Origin of the sequence: Laspinema sp. D2d (assembly GCF_025370755.1) — a bacterium.
Lineage (GTDB): Bacteria > Cyanobacteriota > Cyanobacteriia > Cyanobacteriales > Laspinemataceae > Laspinema.
Genome location: NZ_JAMXFC010000002.1, coordinates 257555 through 273355 on the forward strand (window position 1 = coordinate 257555; position 15801 = coordinate 273355).

The 15801-nt window shown below is 47.3% G+C and carries 6 protein-coding genes; all 6 read left to right on the plus strand.

Translation table 11 applies throughout. From position 1 onward, the window contains the following. Positions 1–104 precede the first annotated feature (104 nt). Positions 105–5138: an AAA domain-containing protein gene (locus tag NG796_RS02550; RefSeq protein WP_261204343.1), complete on the plus strand. Its 5034-nt coding sequence runs from the start codon at positions 105–107 to the stop codon at positions 5136–5138. Continuing rightward, positions 5116–7017, plus strand: coding sequence for a hypothetical protein (locus NG796_RS02555; protein ID WP_261204344.1), 1902 nt, complete (start codon positions 5116–5118; stop codon positions 7015–7017). Before NG796_RS02550 ends, NG796_RS02555 begins: the two co-directional genes overlap by 23 nt. A gap of 853 nt (positions 7018–7870) precedes the next feature. Then, positions 7871–11035: a peptidase domain-containing ABC transporter gene (locus NG796_RS02560; RefSeq protein WP_261204345.1), complete on the plus strand. Its 3165-nt coding sequence runs from the start codon at positions 7871–7873 to the stop codon at positions 11033–11035. A gap of 609 nt (positions 11036–11644) precedes the next feature. Further along, on the plus strand, positions 11645–13678 hold the full coding sequence (locus tag NG796_RS02565; protein ID WP_261204346.1) for an HlyD family efflux transporter periplasmic adaptor subunit: 2034 nt from the start codon (positions 11645–11647) through the stop codon (positions 13676–13678). Positions 13679–13710: 32 nt separating this feature from the next. Continuing rightward, on the plus strand, positions 13711–14112 hold the full coding sequence (locus NG796_RS02570) for a HetP family heterocyst commitment protein (RefSeq protein WP_261204347.1): 402 nt from the start codon (positions 13711–13713) through the stop codon (positions 14110–14112). A 568-nt stretch (positions 14113–14680) separates the two neighbouring features. Continuing rightward, positions 14681–14920, plus strand: coding sequence for a hypothetical protein (locus NG796_RS02575; RefSeq protein WP_261204348.1), 240 nt, complete (start codon positions 14681–14683; stop codon positions 14918–14920). The last annotated feature ends 881 nt before the right edge of the window (positions 14921–15801 follow it).

Here is a 15801-nt window from a genome sequence, read left to right on the forward strand (position 1 = left end):
AACTACGGTTTCCTATAGAAGCCCGATATGAAAAGTTGTTTTTATCGAGTACCCTGGGGAGGCAGGTTTTGTCTGTATAGCCCCACCTTGGAAAGTTCAGGTTTTTGCAAACCTCTCAGTATCGGATTCCGTATCCCGCTTGTTATGAATCAGGAGTGATTGTGCCATCGATTGAAGCAGATCCTAGCAATTTTAGTGAATTACTGGAAATTGTCCGGGATGGATATGAAATCTCTCTAAAACCGGGAGATTACAAGGGGACATTCACGATCGCGCGTTCAGTCACAATTCGCGGGAGTGGCGGTGATTCTGTGCTGTTTGCAGTGGATGCGCCTGCGGTGGTGGTGACGGTTGCCGGAGTGCGCTTGGAGAATTTGGCGATCGCCCGAACTGTTGGGGGTGAAACAGGTGCTGTGGCGGTGAGGGGTGAGGCAAATACCGCGCCGATTTTGTATCAGGTGAGATTAACCGGCAGCGCGGAAAATGTCCAGTGGGAAGGCGCGATTTGGGAGGTTCCGGCGCGATTGGAGTTTGGGGAAATTGAACCCAATCGCCAGGTAGAAAAAGCTTGGGAACTGCAACTCGGTGAGTCTTGTCAGGTGGTGTCGGACTTGGATTGGTTGCAAGTGCGATCGCAGTATTTGTCCCCCGGATTGCAGTTGCTGCAAATGGCGGTGAATTCCCAGGGAATCCCCGCAGGAACTCGGTTGTCAGGGTCAGTATATTTATGTTCCGAGGATGACAAGCGTGAGATTCAGGTGACGGCGGAGATTATCAGTCGGGTGGAGTGGGTGACGACGGTAGTACCCTCGGAAAAATCGGCTGCCAAGCAGGAGGAGGCAAAGTGGGGGTATCGGTTCGTTGGCAAAACCGCGATCGCGAATGTGATTCGGGAACTCGCAGGGGAAAAACCTGGCGATCGCGATGAGGATTTCCGCAGTCGTCGCGATCGGGCGGAACTGTTATTCTCACAACTGTTAGAACAGCGATCGCACTCTTTTTACTTGCGCCGTTTGGGGACGGGGAAAGATGCGGGAGAGGAACGGTGGCAACTCACCCTAGCTTGCGATCGGGAGGAACCCGGAATTCCCTTGCTGGAAAAGCGCTACAAAACTTTATCTTTAATAGCAGTAGTCAGTCCCGATGGACGGGGGGGATTACGCTTGATTGATGTCAATTTTGTTCCCCTGACTCGGGGACGGGGGGACGGGTTTACAGTCCTTTGTCTTTTGCGGTTGCTACCGGATCACCAGTATGATTTAGGTGTTCCCCGTTCCGCCTTAAAACGCATGGCAAAGCTGCCAGTTTCTGGAGATTTAATTCCCACGGAAGAACAACTTCAGGCATGGCGAGTTTATGTGGAAATTGAGAGACGGATTGCGGAGTCTCGTCAGTTTTGTGTGCCGTTTATGGGTCACAATTATGGGGCAGATGCGCGCCGGATTAGCTTTGAAATCGAGAGTCGTGAGGCAACCATTGACGGCAGCAGCGAAACCGAATTAACCGCAGCAGAATTCTGGAGTCGTACCTATAAAGCCCGCAGCGAACAGCTTCGTTTGTTTGAAAGTTCTCCCCTAGGAAAAAGTGGCCGAGATGGACGAATTTTAGGGCGAATTGACTCTGTAGATTCAGAACGGCGTTTGATCAGAATTAAGCCGGATGGTGACTTGCTAGAGTTGATGTCGGGGGGTTACTATCAGTTACCCGAAAGGGGTTATTTTTTGTTTGAAGCCTTTGGGGAACTAAGTCAAATCAATCATAAAATGACCGCTTTAAAACGCCTAGAACAGGGTCATAGCCAGAATCCCTATTTAGGCCAATTTTTCTTTGATTCGGGACAGGCACGAGTTCCTAAACAAACGATTAAACTGGAGAGGGCGGAATTATTATTACCGGCTGCCAATCCGGACCAAATTGCCGCAGTGGAAATGGTGTTATCTGCCAAAGATTTGGTCTTAATTCAAGGTCCTCCAGGAACAGGAAAAACCACAGTAATTGCGGAAATTTGCTACCAAGTGGCGCGGCGAGGGGGACGAACTTTAATCGCATCCCAAGCGAATTTAGCGGTGGATAATGCCTTGAGTCGATTGGTTCATAGTCCCGTGATTCGGGCGTTGCGCAAGGGAAAAGCGGAGAAGGTGCAGGAAGAAGGTGCACCCTATTTAGAAGAAAATGCGATCGGAACTTGGCTGCAAAATACCGCAAGTCACTGTGAGACAGATTTGGAAAAACGGCGCAATGATTTAGCATTTTATCATAAAATGCGGCAAGTGGCGGCGGAATTTGAGATGTATTTGGCGGCGGAAGAAGCACTCGCCAGCGATCGCCTGTTTTGGAAAGAGCGTCAGGAGAGTTTAATCGAAAATCGGGCAATTTGGGAACAGCAATATCAAGCCGCACAAGCGCAAAATCCCGAGGTAAAACGAGTGAATGCGGAGTTGGCAACGTTGTTAGCTACTGCACCAAATGTATCCTGGGAATCGCCGGATGTAGTGAAGTTATTAGCGGAAATTCGCCCTTATACCCTAGAAGATAGTAGGGTTAAAACGTTTATTGATGCAGTGCGAGTGGCGTTACCTTTAACCCAAGAATTGGGCTGGGTTCGTCCCGATCTCGGTGCATTTGGGTTAGCCGCTTGGTGTTGTGAAACTGTTGCGCCAGAGTTGGCTAAATTGAGGGAAATTGTCACAGAAGCCGATCGCACTGCTGAGGCGATCGCCGCTGCGTCTACTGCCGTCCAACAATTTCGGGCAGATTCCACTCCATTGCATCAACGGCAAGGGGAATATGAACAAGCTTTGACTAAGCAAAAATCCCTCCAGCAACGCTTCCAAAATTTACAAACTCGGAAGTTAGAAATTGACCGCGTGATTAAGGAGGTTGGGGTTTGGTTGGAAACAGCGCCCGCCCAAGTTTATACAATTTTAAAACAATCGGTGCAAACGGGTCAACCCTTTAACAGTAAATTAATTCACGTTCCGCCTAGTTTACTGACTATAGCCCAAACCTTGAATGTGGTAATTATGCCCAATTATGGGAATTATCCAGTGACGGAACTGCCGAATTGGGAGCAATTTCTGAAAGCCTTAGCTTATGAAATTAAGGGAAATTTTCGCAATACCAAAGGCAATCATTCCTATTTTAATGAATTTTTGCACCGCAGTCTGAATCAGCCCCCGATTGTCTTTTCAGCCAGCGATCGCAGTCTCTGGCGGGAACTGGCGGCAGGATATGGCAATTATCCCCAATTGACGACATCGGGACGGCAGAATTTAGTCGTCAAAACTCAGGAAGTTTTACAGCAGCAGCAACAACAGTATGCCACCTTATGGCAAGTTCAGTCAGTCGAATTGACCCTGCAACAAATCGCCCAAACCACCATTGATGAAATTGTCACCCAGGCGCGGCAATGTTTACTCCCTCTGAAAACCGAAACGGAACAAGGATTAAGCCATATCGGACAACAGTGGCATCAAATTCAGCATTGGATTGCCGCCCAAAAACCCCAAATTGAACAATCGCAAGCTGCCCTCAACTTATTGCGTCAAGAAGGGGAAAAAACTCTTCAACAAGCGTTAGAACAGTTACAACAATTAAGCCAACAACCGCACCTCCCTCCGGCAATTTTAACCGGAGTCCAGCGATATCAAGCTAACCGGGCTTTAATTTGGGAAAAACCCTCAGAATTTGGGACAATAGTGCAATCTTGGGAGAGTCGAATTGCTACCTTAGAAACCGCCCTTGGTACTTTAGCCCCCTTTGAAGTTTTAGGTCATATTCATACCCTAATTAAAAGTTATCTCACCCAGCAGCAACAAAATTTGCAACCCCTGCAACAACAACTAGAACAGTGTGAACTAGAACTGCATGAAATCACCCAACAACTCACCACGAATCTACCCGAACCCTTACTCATCCATCGTAACTGGTGGCGGCAAACCTGGGAAACCCTGCGCGATCGCCTGCCGCAAATTTCTGAAGATCACTGCTTTGAATTACCCTTTTTACATCAAGTCAAAAGTCAGTTTGAAACCTGGGAACAGGCAGGCAATCAGGAAGAACAGTATCTCAATCGCTATCAAAACTTAGTGCAAGATTGGATCGAAAAACTTCGGAATCCCTCGGAACAGGACCGGACTGAATTGCGTCAAATTTATCTGGACAATGCCAATGTGATAGGGATTACCTGTGTCCAAGCTGCGCGACGAGACTTTTCCGAAGAATTTAATAAATTTGACGTAGTGATTATCGATGAAGTCAGCAAATGCACGCCCCCAGAATTATTAATCCCCGCCCTCAAAGCGAAACGATTAGTTTTAGTCGGCGATCGCTGTCAGTTACCGCCTATGCTAAATGATGATACCATCGAAGATATTGCTGTGGAAATGGGTAGCAGTAAAGAGGCATTGCAATTTTTGGAAGACTCATTTTTTAAACTGCAATTTGATGCCGCCCCCGAGTCCATCAAAACTATGCTAACCATTCAGTATCGGATGCATCCCAACATCATGGGCGCGATTAATCAATTTTACGATCGCCGTCTGCAATGTGGTATTTTAGACCCGGATCAAGCCCGCAAACATCACCTAGATAGTTCCATCATCCAGCCACATCAACACCTGATCTGGGTGAAAATGCCCCAAGACTCCACCTTTGGCGAACGTAAAGAAGGGACCTCCTTTATTAATCCCAAAGAAATTGAGGCGATCGAACAGTTATGTCAGAATATGGAAACCACTTGGGCAGAAAAAATCGCCCAGGGCCATCCCCCTAAAGAAATTGGTATCATTACCTTTTATCGCGCGCAACTCAACCGGATTGAAGAGAGAATTTTGGAAGGCGATCGCTTCCCTTCCTTGCAAATTAGAACCGGAACCGTTGACCAATTTCAAGGCATGGAACGGTCCGTCATTATTGTTAGCATGGTTCGTAACAATGCAGAAGGAAAAGTTGGATTTGCTAAAAAATCAGAACGGGTGAATGTGGCTTTTTCTCGCGCCCGAGAATTGCTGGTTATCGTTGGTTGTCATGAATTATTTGCCCATCATCATGGGGAAGTGGGCCGAATTTATTCTGAAGTGTCTAATGTTGTACGTCATCAAGGAGGTCTCATTGATGTTTCTCGAATCCTCCCCTAAACCCATTGATTCCTCCTTGCAATCCTCCGTGGAAAAGCTGGAAAAAACCAGTCCGGGATTATCGGTGATTGCCGCTAGACAATTCCGCTACGCTTTGGTTCAAACAGGCATCGAATTGATGGTAACCGCCCCGAGAAAATTTAATGTTTTAGAAGAATTTATCCTCCGGGCCAGTCTAGAAATTACCCCGTCACCCACTGAAGTTGAACTTGCCCAAGTCCTGGGTTTAGACCCCATTTTTGTCAGAAGTACCACCGCCAATCTCCTGGCATTAAATACCTTAAATGTTTTGCCCGATGGGTCCCTTAAACTCACCCCCGAAGGTCGAATTTTTTATGAAAAAGGGTCAGTCCCGCAACCGCCCGAAAGTCATCCCCTCTATGCGATCGCCGACCCGTTATTACAGGTAACTACCTTTGAACTCAATCCCCTCCGCGAATCCGCCTTAAACCTCCCCAATTTAGGGGATTTTCTCCCCCTCAACCGTCGCATCCAACCCATAGACTCCCTGACCCTCACGGAAGTCCAACAACGCCTGATCCATCAAGGATTGGGGTTTCACAGTCCCGAATCCGGCAAAGAAGTCACTGCTTTTAAAATTGCAGAATCGCCAGAAATGCGCTGGCAATCGGTGGCACTATTTGCCATTTTTGATACCCTAAATCAGGGTTTAACGCTCCAATTTAGACGGGGACAACAGTTACTCGAATCTGCCACTCTTTGGCTAGAAACACTTCAATCTGAGGAGGGAATTTCCCTAACAGAGTTGTTTGAATTGAGGGCGATCGCCAGTGATGGAAGTTTTCTACAGGAGAATCCAGGGGTTGAAGCTAGACTGGAACAAGTCCGCCAAGTCGTAATCCCAACTTTAAATAGTAAGGGGGATAATGCTGAAGAAAATCCCCCCGAAAGCGGTAGTGCAATTTTAATGACGGAGAATCAGATTCAGACCCAAGTTTTAGAAACCCTGCAAATGGCTACCCATCAGGTGTTAATTTATTCGCCTAAATTGACAGAAAAAGGGATAAATCATCGCCTATTACAAGGATTACAATCTCTGGTAAAACGGGGGGTTTGGATTCTTATGGGACAGGGAACTGTATCCGAGGAATCCTCAGAAACTCCGTCCATTTCTCCGGAATGGGTGACAAAATTGGCAGGGATAACCACAGCAGAAGGACTGTCTGCTATACAAATTGTTGAGTTAGAACAGTCTCACGCTAAAGAAGTGGTCATCGATCGCCAGATTTATCTCTGTAGCGCGCATAATTGGTTAACTTATGGAGGCGATCGCCTACCCCAGGGAGAAACCGTCTATCAAGTTACCCTTCCCGAAATCGTCAGTGATGCCTATCAATCCCTCTCTACCCAATTTCAACAACGCGCCGAATCCCTCTGGCAACAGGCAATTACGAATCAAGATGAGTCCCTTGCCACCACCTCTCTAAGTATCTGGGGGGGGTTGGGTAGAGAAGACACTGCCTTACAGCAGATTCAGGATAGGGGGTGGCTGGAATTGCTCCCGATTTGGCTGAAAATCGCTTGTCAGGGCTTGCGATCGCAGCAAATGTCTCCGGATTCTCCTAGCTTGAATCAGGCGCTTTCCCAGCTATCAGAACTCACCCTGGATTTCCCGGAACTGGATAGCTTGTGCGATGCATGGCGGCAAGTGATAGCGGTTATTGCCAGTAGCGATCGCACTATTGCTGTTAAGTTACTCTCAGAACCCGTCTGGCAACACTTCACCCGTCTGGGGATTGCATCGGAGGCAGTCGAGTCACCGGATGCCTTTATTGCTACCGAACTTCCTAAACTCCTGCCACCCCTTCCTCAGATTAACAGCACAAAGACTCATCCAAAAAAACCAAAACGCCATTAATCGGGTTAAAGAGTGGAGATTGATATTATATTCCATGAATTTACTACTACCTGGTATAGAGGCCAACTGACACAATTGCTCCATTCAATTATTATAACTTAATGAGAGTTTAGTCCCTAGCATAAAGTGGAAGTTTCAAATTTAAAGATTTGATGAAAACTTGGGCAAAGTCAAGCACTAAATCTTGCCCGAAGCTATCAAGCTGACCCCAAAAAAGTCAGCGGCTATCTCTACCTACAGGAATACATTCTCCCTCATGGACTTGATTAATTCTTTTCTCCATCACTCCCCTGAACAATCACTGAGCCTTACCCCTCAAAAGCCTTACTCCACAAGCTTTTAAGGCCGGTTAACTGCTTGGGGTGATCCAGGTTCCAGAAGAGGCATTACTGCGTCAATGGACAAGTTGTCTACCTTAAGACTTAGAACTCACCCATCCGAGGCTTTTAACCCTTTCCCCCTAATCTATCCGGAGAGGGATTAACCTGGGGATGACCCTATGTTAAAAGAGTGAGAATTAATCAAAATTCTTTGAACCGGGAAAGTGTCCTAGAAATTGCACCCTAGGGACAATTTAAGCACTCGCGAGACTGGTTAAAATCCTTCTGTGACAGGGTGATTTCCTTGTGCCTTAGCCGAAATGAAAGCCTCAAATTTCCTCCCGAGTTGCCCTAGGAAGCTACCCCGATCTTTCCTATGATCCGGGCGACTAATCGGAGTAAAATTCAGCGGTAAAATCAATATTAAAGGTTTCTCTCCCTGGGTCCCCCTTCCCTCCTAAATTGAAGATATTCAAAGCCTGATTTTTGGGAAAAATGGCTTGATTTAATAAATCGCCCTAAAACGGTCAATTATGAAAGGAATATTCCCGAAAAACAAGATTGATAAATCCCCCCTTGTTTCTTCCTCCCCTCCTTTAGAAACTCAGCCCACCCTGATGCAAATTTTGGGCGATTCAACTTCTGAGTTAGTCCCTACAACCCAACTCATTCAATCCTGTCAAATGCAGGAGTTTGAAGTGGGAGACCCGCTCCTGGGTTTCGAGGAGTCCGATCCAGAAACTGCAAGCGATGATCCGCTAATTTCTAAGCCCTGTTATTTCATCGATCAAGGGCGAGTCCGGTTGCTGGTATTCGATGCCGAACGACAACGAGAAATCTGTGGGATGGTCCTGGAGAAAGGGGATAGTTTTGGGTTGGATGAACTGTTCAACCCGAATCCATTTCCTTATCGAGCCGTGGCTGCCAGTGAGGGGGTTGTCTCTCGGATTAATAAAGGTGAACTTTTGCCTTGGTTGGAGCAAGAATCGGCACTCCAAGCGTATTTAAAGGAACAAACGACTCAACGGCAATGGCAGCTTTTTTTGAAAACCTTGACTGAACTGCGATCGCTCTCCAGTCACCAGATTCAGCAACTCCTCCCGTATCTCCAAGAAAAATCCATCCCCGCCGGTGCCTCCCTGGTGGAAATCACTCCGATGGAGGGGGGTTGTTACTGGCTCAGGAGTGGGGAAATTCAGCGGGAAACAGAGGCATCTGAGTTGGAAATTCTGGGGATGGGAACCCGGTGGGGATATCCCGAAGAAATTCCTGCCGACTGGATTGCCGCCACAGAATTAACCGTCCTTGAACTCCCCATCAGCCACTGGGAATCTGCCACAGCGATCGCCCCCATCCTAGCTGGCGATCGCCCCGAAAACGGCAACGGACAAATCACCCCAAAAGCTAGAAGAGCGACCCCAATCAACACCCCCACGGGTCCACCTGTTATCCAGCAACCCCCCAATCAGTCCGGCGATCGCCGCCCAAATAGTCCCTCCACCGACAGCCTCGCCCTCTTTCCCAAACCCCTGCGGCGTCGGGTCCTCGATACCCTAGCCCGCTATCCTCATATTCAACAGCAATCCTCCTCAGATTGTGGTGCCGCCTGCTTAGTCATGGCGGGGAAATACTGGGGCAAAAACTTTAGTATCAATTATGTGAGGGAGATTGCCAATGTGGGCCGTGCCGGAGCCTCCCTCAAAAGCCTCGCCAAAGCCGCCGAAACCTTGGGATTCCAAGCTCGACCCGTGCGCGCTTCCCTGAGCCGATTAGCCGAACAGCACAATCCCTGGATCGCACACTGGGAGGGAATGCATTATGTCGTCATCTATAAAGTCCAAAATAACCGGGTTCTCGTCTCCGACCCCGCTGAAGGCAAGCGCTGGGTCCCCAAAGCCCAATTTTTAAACAGTTGGACCGGGTATGCCCTCCTCCTAGACCCCACAGAACGGCTGCAAGACTCCCACAGCCAGCAACGCACCCTCGGCAGTTTCTTGCGGGTACTCTCCCCCTACCGTACCCTCTCCCTGCAAATTATCCTCGCCTCGGTGCTGATCCAACTCTTTGGCATCGTCACCCCTTTATTCACCCAAATTATTATCGACCAAGTGGTCGTTAGCAAAAGTGTAAATGCCCTCACAGTCTTTACATTAGGAGCGCTCTTATTTGGCATAGGAAGTATCTTCCTCAATGCTACCCGGCGATATTTACTCGATTACTTTTCCAACCGCATTGACCTCACCCTAATTGCCGGATTTATCAGTCACACCTTAAAATTACCCTTAAAATTTTTTGAATCTAGGCGAGTCGGAGATATTATTACCCGGGTTCAGGAAAACCAGAAAATCCAACGATTTTTAATCGGCCAAGTCGTCTTAGCCTGGTTAAATTTCCTAACGGCGTTTGTATATCTCGGCTTAATGTTGTACTACAACGCCCGCCTTACCCTCTTGGTATTGGGATTGATTCCTCCCCTCGTCATTTTGACTCTCCTGGCAACCCCTTTCATGCGTCGAGTCTCCCGCGAAGTCTTTAACGCTTCTGCGGATCAAAACTCTTCTTTGGTGGAAATGATGACCGGGGTATCCACGGTAAAAACCTCGGCAGCAGAGCGCGAATTGCGCTGGCGGTGGGAGGAGCAGTTAACAACATCTCTCAATGCTCGATTCCGGGCGCAAAAATTGGCTAATACCCTACAAAGCACCGGAGGATTGATTGAAAACTTAGGGAATATTGCCTTGTTGTGGTATGGTGCGCTGCTGGTCATTCAAGGAGATCTGACCGTGGGTCAGTTGATGGCATTCAATCTGATGATCGGCAAGGTAATCTCTCCCGTTTTGGATTTGGTCAACCTGTGGGACGAACTGCAAGAGGTGCTGATTTCCGTGGAACGGCTGAATGATGTCCTGTGCGCTGCACCCGAGGAATCCCCGGGAAGTCGGATGCTGGTGTTACCGAAATTACGGGGCCAGGTGCGATTAGATAAGATGACGTTTCGGTACAGTGAGGAGCAGGAACGCAATACGTTAGAAAATATTTCGTTTGAGGTGGAACCGGGGCAAACGATCGCCATTGTGGGTCGCAGTGGGTCGGGAAAAAGTACCTTGGTGAAATTGCTCCAGGGGTTGTATTACCCGACTAGCGGTCGCATCTGGATCGATGGTCACGATATTCAGCACATTTCACCCCAATCATTGCGGAGTCAAATGGGGGTTGTACCGCAAGAGTGTTTCCTGTTTTCGGGGACGATCGCCGAGAATATTACGCTCTTTGCCGATGATATTCCCCTGGATGTGGTGGTGGATGTCGCCAAACTGGCGGAAGCACATGGGTTTATTCAGGAGATGCCTTTAGGATACAACGCCAAGGTGGGGGAGCGCGGAGCATCCCTTTCAGGAGGTCAGCGACAGCGAATCGCGATCGCCCGTGCCTTGTTGGGAAATCCCCAGCTTTTAATCCTAGATGAAGCGACGAGTTCTTTAGATACGGAGTCCGAACGCCGATTTCAGCAGAACTTAGAACGTATCCGCCGCGATCGCACTACCTTTATCATTGCTCACCGTCTTTCTACCGTCCGCAATGCCGATTGTATTCTCGTCCTCGATCGCGGACTTCTAGTCGAGTCCGGCAGTCATGATGAGTTAATGAAGCAACGAGGTCTCTATTATCACCTGGCCCAGCAACAGCTTGATCTTTAATTTCAAAACCTATCATCGGTTTTGTGGAGGCAACCCGGTTAGGCTTTTTAGGATAGGTTAGCATTCTCTACCTATAGAGGGACGAAATTTATCTTAAATTCCAATATATGGCTCTGTAAAATCACTAAAATGTAAAGTTTTATGTTTTCCTCTCCCTTCAAAAAATCCTTATAAATCCCCAGTTTTCCAGCCTTAATTTTAAAGAAAGGATAAAGTCTGTAACAATTATGCCAATTTGGCAGAAACCCTCTGTCAAAAGTCTAGGATATTTACAGAGAGGAGCTTTCTTCTTTTGAAGTGTGTAATAAATTTTTACAATAATAGGTATCACTTGATTTTTAAAAGAGGGGGATGTTGTCATCACCAAAAAGTTGAGAGATCCATCGAAAGGTTAAGGCGTTTAGGGCATCGGTACAGTATCACAGAAATAGAACCAGAAACCGGACTACTGTTCCTAATCGGCGGCTCATCCGCCCATTCTTGATTAAGAAACTGAGTTTGTATTCCTGGGACTGAACTCACTCCCTAGGGCCGGAAGTACCAGCACTCAGAAAAACAGCTCAGTTCCCCCCTAACCCCACGATATCGATAATCAGGAAAGTAAGAGTTATGAATATTAATATCCGCCCTAGCCAACTCAGAGCTAAAAATCGAACATTACAGGGTGAAGAACAGCGATCGCTTCAATCCAAGGGGGTAGAGATCCGGGATCTATCTAACGCTGACGATGGGGTCGAGGAGTTGACCGATGCAGGCGATCGCGCCACTTCTATCTATGGAGGGATTGCCAGTGCGGGGACCCCAGGGACTTCTGTCCCCAACCCCCCAGCAGAGTCTTTCAATGACGCCAGAAAAGGGGACGAAATTTGGTCCCCCTCCCTACAGAACTTGCTGGATCAGCCTACCGCAGCATTTCCGAGTCGGGTCCTGGGGGGAGGACTGGCGTTTTGTCTGGCCTTTGCAGCTTGGGCCTGGTTCGGGGAAGTGAACGAGGTGGGTCAGGCGCGTGGTAACTTAGTATATCAGGGGGATGTATATCCCGTTCATCCGGTAGAACTGGGGAAAGTTGCTAAAATCGCCGTTGCTGAAGGCGATCGGGTTAAATCCGGTGACATGATTGCCGAACTCGATAGCACCCTCCTGACCACGGAAATAGCGCGCATCGAATCCCAGCTATCCGCCTTGGAAATGCAATGGGGACAAAAGCAAAGTGCGATGGAGACCACTCGTCAGGAAGCAAAAACTCGAACGACGATCGCTCAAACCGAGATGGCAGCTCATGCCACGGCGATCGCGCAAGCTCAGAAGCATTTGGAAACAACCCGTACCCTGCTCCAGCAGCAGCAAGAGGATGCACTTGCCATTGACTCGCGACTTAAGACCCTTGAACCCCTAATGTTGCACTCAGAACAACTCGTCGCCCAACTGCAAGAGGACATCCGCGCTCAAGCGGAACGGAGGGAAAGGTTAGCACCCTTGGAAGAAAAGACAAACGAATTGATCCAGCAACTCGAAACTGATGTGACGGCGCAGGGGGAACGGCGAAATTTGGTCCAACCCCTGGAGGAGAAAACTCAGGAGTTGATCGCACAATTGGAAATGGATGTCAAAGCCCAGGAAGAGCGCTTGCAAAGGTTAAGGCCCTTAGTACAGGAAGGGGCTTTGTCTCAAGAACAGTTGTTTCAAGCTGAACAAGCCCTGCGCGATCGCCAGAATGCCTTAATTAGAGCACAAATGGTCGAGGCCAATCAAGCCAAGGACCGTTTATTTGAGGCAGAACAAGCATTGCGCGATCGCCAAACTGCATTGACCCGAGCGCAAATGTCCGAGGCGACTCAATCCCAAGAGCGGTTATTTGAGGCAGAACAAGCATTGCGCGATCGCCAAACCGCCGCAGTGCGATCGCAAATGTCAGAAGCCACTCAAGTGCGGGAACGGTTATTTGAAGCTGAACAAGCCGCCCGGACCCAACGCCAGCGAATTACCGAAACTGAAGGCCAAATTGAGCAAGCACAAGGGGAATTAGAAAGACTACAAATCCAGCTTGCCCAAAAGAAAACCGAAGCCGAACGGATCCAACTCGAATCCCAGCAACAGATCAAGCAACTCGAACTCGAATTAAGCAATCTCCAAGGCGAAGTCACCGATACCCGCAATCGAATGGCAACGGCGAAAGCACAACTTAACAATCGGTTTCTGTATGCTCCCGTCGATGGGGTGATTCTCTCCCTAGAAGTGAGCAACCCCGGGGAAGTAGTCCAGCCGGGACAACCCATTGCGGCGATCGCTCCGGATGATGCACCCCTAGTCCTCGTTGCCAACGTCAATAACCGCGATGCGGGATTTATGCAAACTGGCATGAGCGTTCAGGTTAAATTCGATGCGTATCCTTATCAACGCTACGGCATCATTCCCGGGAAAGTTACCTCAATCTCCCCTGACACAAAACGAGATGAACAATTGGGGGATGTATATCAAGTGGAGATCGCCCTTGACCGCAACTACATCATCGAAAATCAAGAACCCATCTACTTTAAACCCGGTCAGACGGCCAATGCGGAAATCATCATTCGTCACCAGCGAATCGCTGATATTTTCCTAGATCCAATTCGGCGGATTCAAGAAAGTGGACTGAATTTTTAAAGTTTTTTTTTAGCCATAAGGAAAAATCAATCATGCCTTCTCCCATGTCATATTCTAATAACCCCCTTAACAAAGTCATGACCCAAGAGCAATTTGATCGAGTCGTCGAAGCCATTCTCGCCGGACAGTATTCTTGGGCTTGCGTTTTAATCCTGCGCTTTGGCGGTTATAACCCGCTCCACTATATACCCTATCGGACTTACAATCGGTTGATGAAGCAACAACGTCAAGGGCTCACCGAGAGCGGACATCGGACCCCCGAAAATAATGGAACTAACGCCTACTCACTCGACCCTCATGAGCAGGAAGATTCACCCTTGAAAGAGCGCACTTATTTAGAAGTGGTTGAAAATCCCATGAACGATGTTGAGACCAGCCCCCATCACTCCCCGCTCAAAGCCAGCAGACAAACCCCTTCTCTAAACCGTAGATAACTTTAAGGCAAACCTACCCTTTCGGCCCTCTCTTTAACCCCTTATCTCATCTACTGACTAACTTTTTAACATATCATCATACTCCTGCCTAGTTCCGTTTCAGAACTAGGTTTTTTTTACGTCCTGTACCCTCTCCCCTGGGTAATGATTACCGATTTTTATTAAATTGACTTCCCCCTTTTCCTTGTAAGTAATCCCTATAGACCGCTTTTATGATACCACTTACTCATCTTTTTGATTCCATAAAAATATCAGTAACAAATAAATATTCGGATAAATAAAAAGCGAGTTTTTTAGCAGATTTGTGGACAAATACCTGCCAAAATGGCATAAATTTACCAGAAAAGAGGCTAGATTAATCCTAACAACTCTCAAACTAAATTTTTTAAAAATTTGCCAAAATGGCAACCTTAGCTCAGAAAAATTCGCTAATATTAACCTAGAAAGATTAACAGTGACACCTTACAAAAACTTGCCAGCATGGCAGGTCAAACCCAGGAACACTTGTTAGGATAAAAACCAAAATTAACCCCTCGAAAGTTTCACCAATTTCTACAGGAGGAAAGTCATGATTATTTCCGATTTGAACCATCTCGAAATGGCAGATGACAACATCAAAGGTGGTTTTTCTGGCACATTTTTATTCGGCTCTTTAACCGTTGGAGTGGCAATTGGTAACGTCGCGATGGCTGATTCTCAAGCTGTTGCTATAGGATATAATGGCACATTCGCCAGTTCAGGAAGTTATACTTTTACGACTCACTATTCGAGCCAATCTGGCACATCTAGCCTATCAGTATCCAGCTAAAATGACAAATCACCCGCTGAATACTTCGCCATATTTCAAGAATTCAGCGGGTCTTTTAAATCATCTAAGTTAAGATTCAAATCACTTCATCCATTGCGGAGAAAATTCATGATTATTTTGCGTCGCCTTACACGGAGTCATATTAAAACTTTAAAATCAAACCATAAGGGTATAAATTTATCCTCTAGGGAAGTTTATCGTCAGATTTTTAACTATTGGAGGGCAAATTAAGGTAGCAGCCAGCATTTCGCTAACTCTAATACTGCTTAAGTCCGGGGTATAAAGTGTCAACTTTACCGGAGCCTTGAACGGTTTAATGATTTACCGACTTGTTCCAAATTTCCACCTGCCTGGTAAAGGATAGAGGGGAACTGCATACCTGATTCAATTGACCCCCCGTAGAAGGTTGATTTGTCGCCTTTAATCTAAGCGCTGAGAGATAAACTTCCCTGATGATATTTCATCAGTTTGCATTCTCATTTTTTGGAATAGCTGGTTTTATTTAATTAGGAGAAAAGCGATGATTATTTCCGATTTGACTCACGTAGAAACCCTTGCTGAAGATCTCAAAGTTGAAGGCGGTTATGCCTATGCAGGCGCTTGGGCAGGGGCCTATGCTTCGGGACCCTATTACGCCTCCACTTATACCGATACTTACGCAAGTGCTAGTGTATATCAGAGCTACTACTGGTATGGCTCTAACTACGCTAGCTCTAACTCATCCTCAAATGCGTCCGCCTCGTAGTCCCTCAATCCCCAAGCGGTTTCTAGCTATAAATCCGAACAATAGCCGGATTAAATGGCGAACTTAGTCCGAGATTTCAATGAGTAATCAATAGCATGGAAAGTCAATTCCTTGACTTTCCATGTTCTCTAAAAAT